The sequence below is a fragment of the Aliiglaciecola aliphaticivorans genome, assembly GCF_054782055.1.
On record NZ_BAAGTF010000015.1, the window covers coordinates 31,205 to 47,389 of the forward strand.

Genomic DNA, 16,185 nt, shown 5'->3' on the forward strand with positions numbered 1-16,185 from the left:
TTTATTCACCTAAAATTAAAGTATCAAACACGCTGGCATCTATCCAACCTCGATTTTTGTCACCATTCACCGCGGTTACATCTTTAGAGTTGATAAAGTGTTCGCGAGTTTCACTGTTATCATTGTCACAGTAGGCCAACATAAAGCCAATCTTTTTACCTTTGTGCAAACCCACAGGTGAGTTCTTTTCTGCTGGATCAAAGTCATCAGCATAAAGCGAAATTGCCATTTCCCAAATAATTTTATGAGGGGCATTAATGTCTCTTTTCCAGCGGCTTTCAATGTGGTCATTAAATAACGCAAAAGTGCGTTGTGGCGTAATATCAACAACTTGGTTGTCTAGTGCAATATGATACGCGAAAGCGTTATATGAATACTGGTGGTCACCGCCTGAAGCATCTTCGTCTAAAAAGATTTCCAAGGTATCGTCATCCCAATATTTATCTAAGGGATCAGCATTAAAGTCAACTAAGCGATCATCTACAATTTCAGCCTGCAAATAGAGTTTGTTGGCATCCCACAGCAATCGATAACGACCTTGAAAGTCGTATTTGTTTAATGGGCCACCTATTATGACTTGGTCGATTGCTAGCCATTGTGATTTCTGCCATTGGGGTTCATTGTTCACCCCATCTATTATAGGCGCTGTGTCTGTTGCCGGTACTTCAATGGCACTGACATTGAAAAAGAGTGAACAAAATAAAGCCATTGCACTGCATATTCGGCTTAGGGTGAAAATTTTCTTTGCAAGTCCAAGCATATGCTTTTCTCCCAATTGATGAACCCTGTATGATAGCTTGTCTCAAACCAGCATTGATAACAATAACTAAATACATTAGGTGAATACAACCATTGATGGTGGTTGAGTTACTCAGTTGCAATTGGTTACAATAGCACTTCTAAATGACAACCCTGTTTCGGATAATTTGTGCATCACTATCGCGACCTAATTGAGATCTTTAATCACTGTTTCCAAAAAAGCGAAAATACGCGATTGATTAAAGGCGAAAGTGAACCCATTTATTTACCTGCTAATCACCTAACTGACTATCATCAAATTGTATTTGCCAATGGTTTTTTCGCCAGCGGACTCCATGAAATTGCCCATTGGTGTATTGCTGGCAAACAGCGGCGATTATTAGAAGATTATGGCTACTGGTATTGTCCTGATGGGCGCGATCAACAACAACAGCAAGCATTTGAACAAGTGGAAGTTAAACCTCAAGCAATTGAATGGGCATTTAGTCTGGCTGCAGATTTTCCGTTTCAAGTCAGTACCGATAATTTAAGTGGCGTTCAGCCAGACAGAGCAGCATTTGAAAGTAAAGTGCGTAAACAACTAAAACATTACCAACACTATGGTTTTCCGCCCAGAGCGTTAATTATGATTAAGGCTTTATGTTCGTTTTATCAGGTTGCATTGAAATCCGTTGTTTTTAATGAACAAACAGAGAGAAAATCGAAATCAGTGGATAGGTTGACGGCATGAGACAATTCAAATTAGGTTTAATCATTAATCCCTATGCAGGCATCGGTGGCGCCCTGGCATTAAAAGGCAGTGATGGGCCTGAAATTAGAGAAAAAGCATTGTCAATGGGGGCTGAGAAACGTGCCAATGGGAAAACACAGTTGGCCTTGGAAGAATTGTTAGGCCATAAAGATAATCTGACAATCTATACCGCATCAGGAGAAATGGGCGAAGATTTGTGCCGTTCAATGGGCTTTCGTACTCAGGTTATATATACCCCTGAAAACTTTCAAACCGAGCCTGAAGATAGCCAACGCACCGCCCAAGCTTTATTGGAGTCCAAAGTCGATTTAATTCTCTTTGCTGGAGGTGATGGCACAGCCCGTAATATCTATGACATTGTTGCTGATAAAGTCGCAGTGTTAGGCGTACCCGCTGGCTGCAAAATTCATTCTGGTGTTTACGCAATTACCCCTAAATCTGCTGGTCGAGTGGTGAATATGTTAATCCAAGGGGAAATTGTTAGTTTAAGTGAAGCCGAAGTGAAAGACATCGATGAGGAGAAATTTCGGCAAGGTAAAGTAAATGCTCGTTACTACGGTGAAATGCGCGTCCCAACTGAATTGCGTTATATTCAAGCCGTTAAAATGGGCGGAAAGGAATCCGAAGAGTTAGTGTTAATTGACATTGCTGCTCAGATTATTGAATTGATGCAAGATTGTCCGGAAACCGTATTTATTATGGGGTCGGGTTCAACTGTGGGGGCAATTATGCAAGAACTAGGGTTACCAAATACCTTGTTGGGAGTTGATATTGTTGTTGATCAACACTTGGTTCTTCAGGATGCAACTGAAAAAGATATTTTAAGGTTCATAGAGAATAAGCCCTGTAAGCTAGTGATCACGCTCATCGGCGGGCAAGGGCATATTTTCGGGCGTGGTAACCAGCAACTTAGTCCACAAGTTGTCTCAACAATCGGCCGAGATAATATCAATATAGTGGCTACCAAATCTAAATTGCAGTCTCTGCAAGGCCGTCCCCTAATAAGTGATATTGGGGACGTACAAGTGGATGCACATTTGTCCGGATTGATACCCGTCATAACCGGCTACCGTGACCAAGTTTTATATCCCATTGCTGAAATTTAGCAATGATTTTATTCATCATTATCATTAGGAACCTTAAGTCGTGTCTTATCAGCAATTAGAAGAGTTTATTCAACAAGCCGAATCGCAATTAGACGCAGTGGTGGAAACAGGTACAGATGACGAATTGTTTATTGCTGGTTACTTGCATGGGCATTTTTCTTTGGTGGTAAGCCAAGCTTTGAGCAGTGAGCAAGCCAATATCAAGACCTTGAATAAACTATTGACGGAAAATCTAGACAGTGCTTTTGCACAAAAAGAACTTGAACCTGAAGATCAACAAAAAGTGATATTGTTGTGGCAGTCTTTAATAAATAATGCTTAACGTTATTCACCTTAAATGTAACTCTCTCAAGCGCGTTCTATTCCGCTGATTTTGTCAATCCTTGCCGCTAAAGGGTGATTCATTGCCGTTTTGCCTGTTGATAGTTTTAAGGGTAACCCTGTTTCTGCCGATTCTAGAGGTATTCAGGACCTTATCTGAATGTAAACCTAATCCAATTAGCCTTTGCAAAAATGGCTTAATATATGCATTTCTCACCTACAACTAGCAAGACTTACTTAATCATATATTTTCAACGGTATTACTGATTTTGAGTGATGTTGGCAATTAGGCAAACATGTCTAAACAACCGCTAATGGCACAATGGATGGGGTTTGTTAAACATAGAACCCTATTACTAGAATAAGAGAGTAAAAAGTGAAGATGCTAAATAAACAAAAATTGCAAAGCTGTATATGGACAGTATTAGCCTTGTGTTTGAGCGCTTGTTCTTCAATGTCTGAAACTGAAAATCAGCCAAAAATGCAGTATGAAGAATCGTTACCGGCACTTGGGAACATTGAATATCACACTTCGATACTCGCCAATGAGTTGTTTGCTGGTTTGACGGCAAATCGCGATTACCGCTATGCAGTAGTGAATTTTGTTCCTGTTACTAATCTGCAATTTGATAAAACCTATCAACATCCGTTGATGCTGTTAGGCCATCAATTATCTGAAGGAATGGTCACCGAAGCCAGTCGTCGTGGATTTATTACTCAAGACTATAAGATTACAAACGATATATTAGTAACCAAAGAAGCAGAATACGCTTTAAGTCGAGACGTTTCTCGATTAGCGCCTTTGCAAAATGTTGACTTCTATATTGCTGGAACCATAACCGAGCAGCAAGAAGGCGCCATTGTAAATGCGAGAATTATTCATGTTGAAAGTAAAGATGTTGTAGCATCGGCAACGAAATTTTTCCCTGCAGAATTGTTTTGGTTAAGAGAAAAAGTCACCATGCGAGGTGGCATGATTTACCGCACAGGTTCATAAATAAAGGAGTCTTAAGTGACTAAACTAATACCACTAATCACAGCAGCGTTGCTCATGTCAGGCTGTTCAAGTTTTTCTTTATTTGGTGAAGCTGACTCAGAAAAGCCGGATAATCAATCTAAAACTGAAATAACCCCGCAGATGCAGGTGGTTAATATTGTTGCTGATCCAGCAATAAAGCCTGCTGATCATGCTCAGACCTCTACAACTTCTCAATCGGATTTATACGGCAGTGAACCTGCGGATGCCTTATATGGTAATGGCACTGGCACAAATGCTCGAATGGTGACTAAGCATGTTGGTGACTACGTACAAAATATGACCCAAGATTTAATTTCAAACATGGAGTACATAACCGATAAAACTCCGGTAGGGGTGACCAATTTTGCCCTCATCGACAGTGATTTACAAAGAAGTAATTTACTTGGGTTTCAACTTACCGAGTCATTTATGCATGAACTGCACAAGTTTCGTATTCCAGTCATTGACTTTAAAGCAACTGAATATATTCGTGTGACTGAACGAGGTGATTTCTTGCTAAGCAGGGATTTTTTAGAGTTAACTGAGCAATCTCCAATCGAATATATTCTAACGGGCACTATGACTAAGCATCAAGGTGGTTATATTGTTAATGCGCGGATACTTGGTTTAGAAAGTAAAGCTGTGGTGGCTAGCGCACAAATGTTGGTGCCTTTTTACGTCGTCGACGCGCTACTGCCTAGTGAGCACAACTTGGTGGATGGTGTGCAATTGACCCAAGGGGAATAGTGGGATGAAATGGATGCTCATCAGTCGTGTTTTCTTGGCCGGTACAGTTTTGTTCCTCAGTGCTTGTGCTTCGTCTGACAATGCCTTGGTTGGTTGGTTTTCCAGTCCAGAACCTCCTCCAGAAGCACCGGTTGAAAAAGTGGATATTAATCCGAATCCTGAAACTGGTTTAGCCTATCGCGCGGACTCTAGAGCGCGAATGATAGAATCCAATAGCCAAAACAATCAGCAAACTATGGCCATTTATCGGGCTCCTAATTCCCTGTACCAACCGGCATACACCCATAAATCATTATCGGGTTATGCTGAGCAGTTAACCATGGAATTGGTCAAAAATGGCAGACAATTGAATACCCAAAGTAAAGTTGGAGTGGCATCTTTTGTTAATTTCGACAATACACTCAAGCAAACGAGTGTTTTGGGGAATCAATTGGCTGAGATGTTGATTGTAGAAGTGCAGGGGTTTGGTGTGCAAGTGGTGGATTTTAAAACCACTGATTACATAGGTGTGGGAGCTAACGGTGACATGGTATTTAGCCGCGACGCCCGTAAATTGTCCAATCAGTTAAATTTAGATTTTATCTTATCTGGTACATTAATAAGCAATGAAAAGGGCGTTCGGGTTAACGCCAGAGTGATTTCCATGGATTCCAAAATTGTGGTGGCAAGCGCGTCCATCCTGATCCCCAATTTTGTGGTGAAGTCATTGCAGCCGGAATATGTGTTAGTTAGCGACTAAATCCGTTAAATAGCATCCTATGTAACCAGTGAGATACTGATTTAGCTGTCATTCCGCCGGATTAAGTTCTTTATCAAAAAGCGATTAGGATTAAGGGCATCGAGAAGTTGCTTTTCCATGGGCAAGGGTTCATTGCATATTTGCGAAGCCAATAACTCGGAGAGCAATGGTGCAGTGGTGAGTCCTCTGGAGCCTAAGCCTGCAAAAATAAATAATCCTTCTAGATCCTGCGCCTCTGCATAACGATCAATGGGTAATGCTTTGTATAAATCCTTGAATTGCTGCGATTGTACTTTTGGATCAAAAGCCGCCCCTACGGCCGGTAGGTGATCAGGTAAAGAACATCGTACAGCCGCTCGTCCTGCATCTTGCCCATAAATACCGCCAGCCCAGGTGGTGTTCGCTAAAGCTTTTTTGTGCATCTCTAAATTGGTCGTTTGTTCTTTGTGGCGATATTCAAGATTGGTATCTTCCTTGATATAAGTTGAACCTAGGGCATGGCATCCGTTTAATGCTGGTGTTAAGTAGCCTTTGTGGCATAAAACGCTTTGCAATTTATCCAAAGGGGCTTGGGTTGGAATTGCTTCAACTTGCCCTCTGACCATTTGAAAAGGAATCCCATCGCAGTACGCAAAGTTCGATATATCCGATCCTGTGGCAATAACCAAAGCGTCAAATTGCTTAGCATTACTAGAATATTTTTCAGGTAGTTCAACATTCCATTGTCCGTTAGATTCGCTGATAGCAGACACATCTGCACCTAGTAATACTTCGCAATCTCCCAAATCCTTTGCCATTTGCAACATAGCATCAACCAAATCGGCTGGGGTTAACCAACCACCTTGGGGAATAAATAATCCTTCGTAGGGTAAATCTATGCCGGAAATAAGTGTAGAGCGTTGTGGATCACTATAGGTAATCAGTGATTCTGGCCAAATATTGTTTTGCAGTAAGTTCTGCTGACGCTGTAAAACCTTATGATTAAAGCCTAACTGCAAAACACCACACCACTGATGCGCATATTGATAGCCCTGCTTCAGCAATTGATGATATCGACGGCAGGCAAAACCAAAGGAGATTGCCTGTATTCGACTGGCAATATTGGCTTCGGCATTCAGTTGTGGGTAAAACCCGCCTTGAGGGTTTCCTGAAGCCCCTTGAGCCAGTTTCGCGTCCTTACACATCAAAGTCACTTTACATCCTTTGTGGACCAAAGATAGGGCTAAATTTGCTGCAGCTATCCCTCCGCCAATAATGCCTATGGATTGTTTTTGCAAAGGGACAGCCTCAGCTAAACCGTGTCGTTGAAAATAGCGCGCACTGCGCCGGTTTACCTTAAGATGATCGAAATGACCCACCAGCATATCCCGTTTACGTCCAAAGCCTTTGGCTTTTTTCACATCAAAGCCTTGTTCAGCTAATCCGCGTTTGACGATACCTGCAGCTGTAAACGTGGCAAAACTGGCACCTTGTTTACTCAGTCTGGCCATTTGTTGATAAAGGCTAGAATTCCACATCTCAGGGTTTTTGCTTGGGGCAAAACCATCTAAAAACCAAGCATCAACTAAACCTTGGGGTTGATTATGCATACTCGCAAAAACATCGGTGGCTTCTCCTAACCAAAGATCAAGTATTACCCTTCCTTGTGCAAAACTAAGACGATGACAGCCAGCGACTAAATCTGGGTAAAGCTCTGTTAATTGCATTGCGTAGTGTTTCAGTTCAGGCCATTTATTTAATGCGGTGATTAAATCGGCTTTGGGTATGGGAAACTTTTCACAGCTGATAAAGTGCAAACACTCAGGGAAGGGAGCAGTTGAAGATTGACAATATTGCTCAAATAATTGCCAAACAGCCAAAAAATTTAAGCCGGTTCCAAAGCCTGTTTCAGCAATAACAAAACTTCTTTGATTGTGTGTTGTCCAACGCTCAGGCAGTTGATTATTCTTCAAAAAAACGTATCGACTCTCTTCTAGTCCATTGTGATTAGAGAAATACACATCGTCGAAATCTTCTGCTACAGGAGTGCCTTCTGAGTTGTATACGATTGTGGCGGGTTGGATAGTCAACGGGTGTCCTTAATTTATATTTGGATCATGTAGATAACTGAATTCAATTTAATTCTGCTTAAAAATGGTGATTTTTAGGTAACTTAGTAAATCCCATGCTAGCATTACTAAAGGCATTATTTCATTTAGCAGAAGAGCAGACCAGTTAAGTCTGTAAAATCATTATTATAAGCGGAAAATTCTTCGATTAAATCGTAAAAAAGGTGAAAAATGAGAAGAGCAGTCATAACAGGTATCGGTATTGTTTCTAGCATAGGGATTAACCAAGAAGAAGTTCTGGATTCCTTGCAACAAGGTCGTTCAGGTATCACCTTTTCAGATGAGTTTGCGGAAATGGGTTTGCGTTCACAGGTCTGGGGAAAGGTAGATATCGATTTTAAAGAGCATATTGATCGTAAACAGTTACGTTTTATGGGGGACGCAGCGGCTTATGCATACATAGCGATGCAACAAGCAGTTGAGGATTCCGGTTTACCTGAAGATCAAGTGTCTAACATTCGCACCGGTATTATTGCAGGTTCCGGCGGCGCATCATCAAAAAGTCAGGTTGATGCTGCTGATATTTTACGTGCTAAAGGCGTTAAACGAGTTGGCCCATACATGGTTACTAAGTCTATGGCCAGCACGGTGTCTGCATGTTTAGCAACGCCTTTTAAAATCAAAGGCATCAATTACTCTATTGCTTCAGCCTGTGCTACCAGTGCTCATTGTATTGGTAATGCTTTAGAGTTAATTCAATTGAACAAACAAGATGTTGTATTTGCTGGTGGCGGTGAAGAATTGGATTGGACGTTATCGGTACAGTTTGATGCCATGGGAGCTTTGTCTTCGAAATACAATGACAATCCGTCTGTTGCTTCACGTACCTATGATGCTGATCGCGATGGTTTCGTTAGCTCTGGCGGTGGCGGTATGGTCGTCGTTGAAGAGCTCGAACATGCATTGGCCCGCGGAGCTAAAATTTATGCCGAAGTCGTTGGTTACGGTGCAACTTCAGATGGTGTGGATATGGTGGCTCCTTCAGGTGAAGGCGCAGTTCGCTGTATGCAAATGGCGATGCAAGACGTAGATACTCCCATTGATTACCTGAATACCCATGGTACTTCCACGCCAGTAGGTGACGTGAAGGAGTTAGGGGCTATTCAAGAAGTATTTGGTGGCAAGAGTCCTGCTATCAGTTCAACTAAGTCAATGACGGGTCATGCGTTAGGCGCGGCAGGTGTTAATGAAGCAATTTACAGCATATTAATGATGGAAAATGATTTTATTGCACCATCAATTAATATTGATAATTTGGACGAAGCGGCTGAAGGCTTAGACGTAGTGACCTCAACACGTAAAGCTAAACTGAATACAGTTATGTCGAACAGTTTTGGTTTCGGCGGCACTAACGCCACTCTTGTATTGAAGAAATACGAAGCTTAATGACGTTTATAATGAGCAAGGTGCTGCCTTGCTCATTAAATTTCACACAGTCTTTCTAACGCCTGCATATTTATAATCTCAATTGCCCCGTAGTCAACATTGACAATATTTTTCTGATTCAATTCATTCAACAGTTTGTTAACTGTCTGCCGCGAACTATTGATCATATGTGCCAATGATTCTTGGGATATAGCGATCTGTTTATTTTTTTGATTTTGCTTAGTGTTATGTAATCCGTTTGCCAGCAGTAATATCCGTCGTGCCAATTGTCCCAATAAAGATAAACCACCGGTTTCATCAATTAGATTAAATGTCACTCTAATTCGCTGACATAACATACGTATAAAATAGGGATAAAAGTGCGGTTTTTCTTGCAGTAAATGATGAAAAGCGAGTTTTGGGATCATTAGCAAGTGGCATTGATCATCGGCATGGGCATCATGGGTTCGTGGTAAATCGTCAAACATCGATATTTCGCCAAACCATGTCCCACTTTCTAGCCATGTCAGCACCATTTCCTTGCCCTGAGAATTAACATTACTAACGCGAATTTTGCCTTTTAGAATGCAATAAAATCCGTCAGCATTATCCCCCTTAGCATGTAAAATTTGTCCCTTTTTGAGGGTTTTTAATTTACTCACAGAAATTAAAGCCTGAATAACCTGGATAGGTAACTGATCTAGCCAATTGTGGTGTTTGAAAAGCTGTTCTATTTCTGAATGATCCATAGCTATTCCAATAAGATTGTCAAATTGACGACAGTCTAACCCAAACAAAACCCTTACAGTGAACAAATGTTATTAAATTGTAATTTTTGAAGGAATCATTATGGTCGCTGGTGTAAAAGAACGGGTTAGCCAACAAGAGTGGCAAACGCGCGTGGATTTAGCCGCGTGTTATCGGATTGTCGCCCATTACGGTTGGGACGATCTGGTTTTCACTCATATCTCTGCGAGGGTTCCGGGGCCCGAACATCACTTTTTAATTAATCCTTATGGTTTATTATTTGAAGAGATCACAGCGTCAAACTTAGTGAAAGTCGATCTGCAGGGAAATATTGTAATGGATACTGAATTCAATATTAATCCAGCGGGTTTTACCATTCACAGTGCTGTCCATGAAGCTAGAGCCGATGCTTTATGCGTTTTACATTTGCATACCACGGCTGGAGTTGCGGTATCGACCTTAAAGGACGGTTTACAGGCTTACAGTCAACAGTCTCTGTTTGCCTTATCGTCCATGGCTTATCATGACTACGAAGGTGTTGCCCTTAATCCTGAAGAAAAAAGCCGTTTAGTGGCTGATTTAGGCGAGAACAACTTTATGATCTTGCGTAATCATGGATTACTCACTTGTGGCGAGTCCATAGCAGATACCTTTCTTGGCATGTTCCTACTTCAGCGTTCATGCGAAATTCAACTACAAGCTCAAGCTACTGGACAGCCAATGATTAAAATTCCTGATCCAATTTTAAGCGGTATACAAGCCCAAGCGAAGCAGGTAACTCGCGCTGCAGGAGGCGCGTTAGCATGGCCGGGAATACTGCGTAAACTTGATCGCATTAATCCTGGATATGATCAGTAAAAATGGGGGAGTGCATTGCTTTAAATGAAGGTTTTTCAAGGCTGAAAAACCTTAAGTTTAAATGGCTAGCAGTACCAGTTACCGGCAAAAAACACTATTGAATTTCAAGCAGCTCGACTTCAAAGATAAGAAGCGAGCCAGGGCTAATGTTTCCCGTTGCATGGTCGCCATAGGCTAGGTTAGCAGGGATAAAAAATTTAAATTTATCTCCGACCACCATTAATTGAACACCTTCAGTCCAACCGGCAATCACTTGATTCAAAGGGAAGCTAATAGGTTGGCCTCTATTTACAGAACTATCAAATACAGTGCCATCGAGTAATGTGCCGTGATAATGAACTTTAACGGTTGAAGTTGCACTTGGGTGAGTCTAACCATCCCCTTTTTGCATTACTTGATATTGAAGTCCTGTTGCGGTCTCTACAACATCCTCGTTAGCTTTATTTTGGGTTAAAAACGCCTTACCTGTTGCGGTGTTTTCAACGGCTAACTTCTTATTATTTGAATTTCTATTGAAGTAGAATACTGCTAATGCAATAACCACAGCTAAAACAATAAATTTCATAATTTTCCTATTTATTTTTAATTGATTGACTTAGTTACCTTGTACGTCCTATTTGTATGGCTAATTTCCAGCTAACTCCTTGAGAATAATACTCCAGTGATCCAATCCGTCATAAAATGCTTTAATGGGAAGCCTTTCATTCAGGCCATGGGCAAACATTTCATTTTGATTCATAAACCCGCTCGACATAGCCCATGTTGGGATCCCAGCCTTACGAAAGTGCTTCCCATCTGTACCACCTGACTCCATATAAGCGATGATATCCACTTTGGGATACCTTGCATGTACGGCTTTTCCAATGGCAGACATCACATCTTCTCGTAATTCAGATATCGGACTTTCAACGGGATCGCCTAGGGTGACAATTTCTATCTCAGGGTTATCCACGACCTCTTGCAAGGTTTGTTTCACTTTGTCGACTGAAACCCCTGGGAAAATACGACAATTCACCGTTGCTGTGGCAGATTGCGGAAGGGCATTTTCAGCGTGGCCCGCGTTCAACATAGTCGTAACGCATGTGGTACGAGTTGTACCCACATAAGACGATTCTATTTGTAAACGGTCAGATGCGTGTTTATCCGTTGGATCTTTGGCAAAAGCGAGCATCGCTTCTCCCAATTCACCACCGAGTTGAAGGCCTGAAATCCTAAAGTATTCACGCGTCATCTCACTCCACATGACTGGAAAATGATAGTCTTTAATGTTTAATAAAGCCTCTGAAAGCTCGTAAATTGCATTATCAGGGCGTGGTCTAGAACTGTGTCCACCTTTATTGCGCAAGGTTAGCTCAAAGCTCACGTATGTCTTTTCTGCAGCTTGAACCAGATATGCTATGGCATTTCCATTAGCATCCAAACTACCGCCTCCAGCGTCTGAATTTAGTGCAAATTCAGCCGATGCCAATTCAGGACGTTCATTGGCTAACATGCGGGTAGTGACCATGCCGGTCTCTTCATCACCAGAGAACACCAGATAGAGATCTCGATTTGGCACAAACCCTTCTTTTTTCATACGAATAAAAGTTGAAGAAAGCATGGCAATCCCATACTTATTATCGATACTACCTCGACCATAGAAATTTTTGTCGTCTTGGGTCAATTCAAATGGCGGTCGTTGCCAGTCTTTTGCTAACGCTTCTACTACATCCATATGCCCTAACAATAGAATAGGCTTCTTGTTGCTCGAACTATCTCCTTGATATCGAACAATTAACCCAACCGTTTCGCCACTAGGAATAATCTGAATGTCGTCATCGCTAAATCCCACTTGTTTAAATTCACTGGCCAAATACGAAGCCATTTTGGGCACATTACCCCTGCCTGCAACAGTAGGAATACCCACAATAGTTTTATAAATATCCAAGGATTTTTTAGCATGTTCAGAATTTTCTAGCGTATTAGCCAATGCCGATGTGGTCGTAAACAGCAAGAAACTCAGTACTAAAGCATATTTCATGGGTTCGCGCCTTGATTGAAGTGTTCTAGGTTAACTAGATTAACGGGAACGAAGGGCAAATGCATTCACACATTTCACTTTTATTTAGTCAAGGTGAAATTTATATTGCGAACTGATACGTTATTTGAGTGATTCTCTCGACGGTATTAGCATTGACTCCTTTACTCAAATCAGTATCGGCAGGACTCTGATTCACTTCAAAACTAAAGGATATAGGTTCAATCAAAGCCTACAAAAATGATAAATGGTTAACGTTCGGCATCATGCCACAAAATCAAGCAAAGACTCTATTTTGGGCATCTACCCGATCTCCCTAATACGGGATATGTCGATGATTTCACTGGAGCAGGCCAATTACATGATATTGATTTAGTAGAGCTTGCTGGAGGAGAGTTAGGCGGTTTAGTTCTGGTTCGTCGTAGTTTTCGACATGTTTCAATGGATGGAGTGAGTTTGAGGGACGCGCAGTTAAGGCATTCAGATTTTTACAATGTTGATTTGAGCTACACTGATTTACGTGGTGCAGATTTAACCGGTGCTAATCTGCAAGGAGCGATAATTGACGTTTCGCTTCTTGATATTAGTACAACGCTGCCAGATGGCACACCTTATTTATCACCAATTGACTTAACTCGATATACAGATCCTTCGCATCCTAATTTTTTTACTCCTTAGTTAGTAAAATTTTTAAATAATCGTAATACTCTTTTTAAATTGAACAGCAGATATTGTCACCCTTTGGTTGCCTATATTAGTTAACCTATACTTTCATGATGTAATCCAAGCATGTTGTCTGAAGTTAGCTGAGAAAATATGTCAGGCAATCCATACACATTGTTAAATACAGCATTATTGTTCCATTGGACCAAGTTTGACTCAACTAATGGAGCACTCGTGAAACCGTTATCTTCTATGCAATTTACAACGTTAAATTCGAAAGTTTTAAAGGTTCTTTCCCTATGTTCATTAGGTTACTGTCGTAGTAAATTACTTCATGGACAGCCATTACTTAGGTGTTCAATGACCACTTTTGTTTTGATAGGGTGATTTTAGTAACGCAAGAGTATAAACTGCGCCGGTTCAAATTTAGAGGCGATGTGCTAATCAAAAACGCGATAGACCGAAAAGCGCTATTGAAGATGAGAAGTCTACGTATGGAAATACCCACAAGTGCTATGGATAACCCAATTACGGGAGCAGGGCACTAGCGCCTCCGCTTTTACGTTTTCACAGGTTTATCCTAAACCAACGGAATAATGTTAGTCATGAAAATATTTTACGAAGACTCGATGCCCTACGCCGAGCATTTTTTCTCACCCCTTGGTGATATTCAGTCATTCTCAAGTCAAACAATAACGCCTGATGATCTTATGGATGTTGATGTATTGTTAGTTCGTTCAACAACCAAGGTAACTGAACAATTACTTAGTAAAGCGCGAAAACTAAAATATGTTGCCACTGCAACCGCAGGTTCTGATCACATTGATAAACCCATGCTAGAAAAAAGGTCCATTCCTTGGGGCAGCGCAGCGGGTTGTAATGCCATTGCAGTAGCTGAATACGTACTAAGTTGCTTAGTAAATGAATATGCAGATGATCTAACCGCTTTGGCGAATAAAACTGTTGGTATTGTTGGTGCAGGTCATGTTGGTACACAATTGGATAAACGTTTGCAGGTACTGGGCATAAAAACGAAATTGTGCGATCCCCCGTTACAAAAAGCAGGTGACCCGCGAGTTTTCTGCTCACTAGAGGAAATCTGCCAATGTGACATTATTAGTTTACATGTTCCCTTTGTCGCAGAAGGGGAAGATGCAACTCACCACATGTTTGATCGTAAAAGGTTATCCGAGCTACAAGACCAGCAGTTATTGATCAACGCATGTCGTGGCGAAGTAGTCGACAATCAAGCAGCGAAAAACCTGTTACAAGAAGGTAAGAAACTGCGATTAAATATGGATGTGTGGGAAAATGAGCCCGGGATTGATTTTGATTTGGTTCCCTATTGCCCTATAACTACTGCCCATATTGCGGGACATACCATTGAGGGAAAGGCCAGAGGAACCTACATGTTATATGAACAGCTATGTCAGCGTTTCGATTTGCCTCAAAAATTGAATTTTGAAAGCTGTTTACCGCCAGCTGACACTATCGAAATAAAAGACTTGTCCCAGAGCAGCAAATTTGAACAAGTCAGTGCCGCAATTTTGAGCACTTACAATGTTCAACAGGATAGTGAATCATTCAAACAAGATGTAAAATCCGCTGCAGACTTCGTTTATAGCCGAAAACACTATGCTATAAGAAGAGAATTTGCATCTGTGACCTTAAAAACTGGAAATTTACCGATTTCCGAGGCACTCTACGGCCTTGGTTTTAATACCATTGGAGAGTAAGCTGATCGTTTATTCAGCATCCGCTTAATTTGATTATATTTTTTGGAGTAATGCACTAATGTCTCGCGCTTTTGATGTTGCTGTTTTAGGGGCAACTGGTTTAGTTGGTCAACACATGATTGAAATTCTCGAACAACGAGATTTTCCGGTTAATAAATTATATCCATTGGCGAGCAGTCGCTCAGCGGGTGGTAAAGTGACCTTCAAGGGCAAAGAGATTACCGTATTAGATGCAGATACTTTTGATTGGTCAAAGGTTCAACTTGGTTTCTTTTCGGCTGGCGGAAGTGTTTCAGAAATTTTTGCACCTAAAGCGGCAGAAGCAGGTTGTGTGGTTATCGATAACACCTCCCATTACCGCTACGAACCCGATATTCCATTGGTAGTGCCAGAAGTAAATCCCCATGCTTTGGCTGATTTTAGAAATCGCAATATCATTGCTAATCCTAACTGTTCAACTATTCAAATGATGGTGGCGTTGAAGCCAATTCAAGACGCCGTTGGAATTGCTCGTATTAACGTGGCTACCTATCAATCGGTTTCTGGCGCTGGAAAATCAGCAATGGAAGAGTTGGCTAAACAAACTACCGACTTGCTAAGTGGCAGAGAAATTACGCCCAAAGCCTTTAGTCGCCAAATCGCTTTTAATGTGATCCCGCAAATTGATGTGTTCATGGATAATTACTACACCAAAGAAGAAATGAAAATGGTGTGGGAAACACAAAAAATAATGGGTGATGATTCTATTTTAGTGAACGCTACGGCTGTGCGGGTGCCCGTGTTCTTCGGTCATGGTGAAGCCATACACCTAGAAACTCATTCCCCCCTAGACGCAGAAGATGCTAAACGATTATTAGCAGATGCTCCTGGAGTTAAATTGCTTGAGAACCCAGAAGATTTTCCAACGCAAGTGGGAAATGCTAGTGGTCATGATGAAACCTTTGTGGGTCGAGTAAGAAATGATATTTCTCATCCAAATGGTTTAAACATGTGGGTTGTGTCTGACAACGTCAGAAAAGGCGCGGCCTTGAACAGTGTGCAAATAGCAGAAGTGCTGGTGCGCGATTACATGTAATTCGATTTTTATCTACGAAGGTCAGACTGCCGTCTGGCCTTTTTTTTGATTTATTTTTAGTAATTTACCGCTATGCCGATAACCTAAGTTAACCACAATGGGCAAGAACATCGGCAAGTCTTGAGTTGATTAACCGTAGCTATCTGTAGCTTTATGTTCTATCTATGTAGATCAT

15 protein-coding genes and 1 pseudogene are annotated in these 16,185 nt (G+C 41.3%); 11 read left to right on the forward strand and 5 right to left on the reverse strand.

Annotation, left to right across the window (positions count from 1 at the left end; all coding sequences use genetic code 11):
* Position 1: 1 nt before the first annotated feature.
* The gene (locus ACYVIL_RS08410) at positions 2 to 760 is read right to left on the reverse strand and encodes a sugar-binding protein (protein ID WP_460312176.1); all 759 of its coding nucleotides are present in this window, start codon (positions 758 to 760) and stop codon (positions 2 to 4) included.
* Between the two features lie 168 nt (positions 761 to 928).
* On the opposite strand from ACYVIL_RS08410, the gene ACYVIL_RS08415 reads away from it, so the two are divergent.
* The 6 genes from ACYVIL_RS08415 to ACYVIL_RS08440 all read left to right on the forward strand — a co-directional run bounded on the left by ACYVIL_RS08415 (position 929) and on the right by ACYVIL_RS08440 (position 5,441).
* Positions 929 to 1,489 carry an elongation factor P hydroxylase gene (locus ACYVIL_RS08415; RefSeq protein ID WP_303476468.1) on the forward strand — a complete coding sequence of 187 codons (561 nt, stop codon included), beginning with the start codon at positions 929 to 931 and terminating at the stop codon, positions 1,487 to 1,489.
* Positions 1,486 to 2,616 carry an ATP-NAD kinase family protein gene (locus tag ACYVIL_RS08420; RefSeq protein WP_303476465.1) on the forward strand — a complete coding sequence of 377 codons (1,131 nt, stop codon included), beginning with the start codon at positions 1,486 to 1,488 and terminating at the stop codon, positions 2,614 to 2,616. The genes ACYVIL_RS08415 and ACYVIL_RS08420 overlap by 4 nt, the downstream gene beginning before the upstream one ends.
* A 40-nt stretch (positions 2,617 to 2,656) precedes the next feature.
* Positions 2,657 to 2,938: a YfcL family protein gene (locus tag ACYVIL_RS08425; protein WP_460312177.1), complete on the forward strand. Its 282-nt coding sequence runs from the start codon at positions 2,657 to 2,659 to the stop codon at positions 2,936 to 2,938.
* Positions 2,939 to 3,319: 381 nt separating this feature from the next.
* Positions 3,320 to 3,934 (forward strand): FlgO family outer membrane protein, encoded by a 615-nt coding sequence (locus tag ACYVIL_RS08430; RefSeq protein WP_303476528.1) that lies wholly within the window; start codon positions 3,320 to 3,322, stop codon positions 3,932 to 3,934.
* Positions 3,935 to 3,949: 15 nt separating this feature from the next.
* Positions 3,950 to 4,702, forward strand: a complete 753-nt coding sequence (locus ACYVIL_RS08435) for a FlgO family outer membrane protein (RefSeq protein WP_460312178.1) — start codon at positions 3,950 to 3,952, stop codon at positions 4,700 to 4,702.
* 4 nt (positions 4,703 to 4,706) lie between these two features.
* On the forward strand, positions 4,707 to 5,441 hold the full coding sequence (locus tag ACYVIL_RS08440; RefSeq protein WP_460312179.1) for a FlgO family outer membrane protein: 735 nt from the start codon (positions 4,707 to 4,709) through the stop codon (positions 5,439 to 5,441).
* Between the two features lie 41 nt (positions 5,442 to 5,482).
* Here the strand turns inward: ACYVIL_RS08440 and mnmC are convergent, their stop codons facing one another.
* Positions 5,483 to 7,510, reverse strand: coding sequence for a bifunctional tRNA (5-methylaminomethyl-2-thiouridine)(34)-methyltransferase MnmC2/FAD-dependent 5-carboxymethylaminomethyl-2-thiouridine(34) oxidoreductase MnmC1 (gene mnmC, locus ACYVIL_RS08445; protein ID WP_460312180.1), 2,028 nt, complete (start codon positions 7,508 to 7,510; stop codon positions 5,483 to 5,485).
* Positions 7,511 to 7,720: 210 nt separating this feature from the next.
* Between mnmC and fabB the strand changes: the two genes are divergently transcribed.
* Positions 7,721 to 8,935 carry a beta-ketoacyl-ACP synthase I gene (gene fabB, locus ACYVIL_RS08450; protein WP_303476455.1) on the forward strand — a complete coding sequence of 405 codons (1,215 nt, stop codon included), beginning with the start codon at positions 7,721 to 7,723 and terminating at the stop codon, positions 8,933 to 8,935.
* A gap of 35 nt (positions 8,936 to 8,970) precedes the next feature.
* On the opposite strand, the gene ACYVIL_RS08455 is transcribed toward fabB, so the two are convergent.
* Positions 8,971 to 9,663 carry a Crp/Fnr family transcriptional regulator gene (locus ACYVIL_RS08455; RefSeq protein WP_460312181.1) on the reverse strand — a complete coding sequence of 231 codons (693 nt, stop codon included), beginning with the start codon at positions 9,661 to 9,663 and terminating at the stop codon, positions 8,971 to 8,973.
* 100 nt (positions 9,664 to 9,763) lie between these two features.
* On the opposite strand from ACYVIL_RS08455, the gene ACYVIL_RS08460 reads away from it, so the two are divergent.
* Positions 9,764 to 10,519, forward strand: a complete 756-nt coding sequence (locus tag ACYVIL_RS08460) for a class II aldolase/adducin family protein (RefSeq protein ID WP_460312182.1) — start codon at positions 9,764 to 9,766, stop codon at positions 10,517 to 10,519.
* A gap of 94 nt (positions 10,520 to 10,613) precedes the next feature.
* On the opposite strand, the pseudogene ACYVIL_RS08465 reads toward ACYVIL_RS08460, so the two are convergent.
* Both ACYVIL_RS08465 and ACYVIL_RS08470 read right to left on the reverse strand, forming a co-directional pair.
* Positions 10,614 to 11,084 (reverse strand): annotated as a pseudogene (locus ACYVIL_RS08465) (FKBP-type peptidyl-prolyl cis-trans isomerase).
* A 60-nt stretch (positions 11,085 to 11,144) separates the two neighbouring features.
* Positions 11,145 to 12,539, reverse strand: coding sequence for a M20/M25/M40 family metallo-hydrolase (locus tag ACYVIL_RS08470; protein WP_460312183.1), 1,395 nt, complete (start codon positions 12,537 to 12,539; stop codon positions 11,145 to 11,147).
* 408 nt (positions 12,540 to 12,947) lie between these two features.
* Between ACYVIL_RS08470 and ACYVIL_RS08475 the strand changes: the two genes are divergently transcribed.
* The 3 genes from ACYVIL_RS08475 to ACYVIL_RS08485 all read left to right on the forward strand — a co-directional run bounded on the left by ACYVIL_RS08475 (position 12,948) and on the right by ACYVIL_RS08485 (position 16,010).
* Complete coding sequence (locus ACYVIL_RS08475) at positions 12,948 to 13,214, forward strand: pentapeptide repeat-containing protein (protein WP_460312219.1); 267 nt, start codon at positions 12,948 to 12,950, stop codon at positions 13,212 to 13,214.
* Positions 13,215 to 13,804: 590 nt separating this feature from the next.
* On the forward strand, positions 13,805 to 14,935 hold the full coding sequence (locus tag ACYVIL_RS08480; protein ID WP_460312184.1) for a 4-phosphoerythronate dehydrogenase: 1,131 nt from the start codon (positions 13,805 to 13,807) through the stop codon (positions 14,933 to 14,935).
* Positions 14,936 to 14,993: 58 nt separating this feature from the next.
* Positions 14,994 to 16,010 (forward strand): aspartate-semialdehyde dehydrogenase, encoded by a 1,017-nt coding sequence (locus ACYVIL_RS08485; RefSeq protein ID WP_460312185.1) that lies wholly within the window; start codon positions 14,994 to 14,996, stop codon positions 16,008 to 16,010.
* Positions 16,011 to 16,185 lie beyond the last annotated feature (175 nt).

What these genes read in the sequence shown, in the direction of transcription:
- ACYVIL_RS08410 (WP_460312176.1), bottom strand. Translation starts at nt 760, where the DNA reads ATGCTTGGACTTGCAAAGAAAATTTTCACCCTAAGCCGAATATGCAGT.
- ACYVIL_RS08420 (WP_303476465.1), top strand. Translation starts at nt 1,486, where the DNA reads ATGAGACAATTCAAATTAGGTTTAATCATTAATCCCTATGCAGGCATC.
- ACYVIL_RS08430 (WP_303476528.1), top strand. Translation starts at nt 3,320, where the DNA reads ATGCTAAATAAACAAAAATTGCAAAGCTGTATATGGACAGTATTAGCC.
- ACYVIL_RS08440 (WP_460312179.1), top strand. Translation starts at nt 4,707, where the DNA reads ATGAAATGGATGCTCATCAGTCGTGTTTTCTTGGCCGGTACAGTTTTG.
- fabB (WP_303476455.1), top strand. Translation starts at nt 7,721, where the DNA reads ATGAGAAGAGCAGTCATAACAGGTATCGGTATTGTTTCTAGCATAGGG.
- ACYVIL_RS08455 (WP_460312181.1), bottom strand. Translation starts at nt 9,663, where the DNA reads ATGGATCATTCAGAAATAGAACAGCTTTTCAAACACCACAATTGGCTA.
- ACYVIL_RS08460 (WP_460312182.1), top strand. Translation starts at nt 9,764, where the DNA reads ATGGTCGCTGGTGTAAAAGAACGGGTTAGCCAACAAGAGTGGCAAACG.
- ACYVIL_RS08470 (WP_460312183.1), bottom strand. Translation starts at nt 12,539, where the DNA reads ATGAAATATGCTTTAGTACTGAGTTTCTTGCTGTTTACGACCACATCG.
- ACYVIL_RS08480 (WP_460312184.1), top strand. Translation starts at nt 13,805, where the DNA reads ATGAAAATATTTTACGAAGACTCGATGCCCTACGCCGAGCATTTTTTC.
- ACYVIL_RS08485 (WP_460312185.1), top strand. Translation starts at nt 14,994, where the DNA reads ATGTCTCGCGCTTTTGATGTTGCTGTTTTAGGGGCAACTGGTTTAGTT.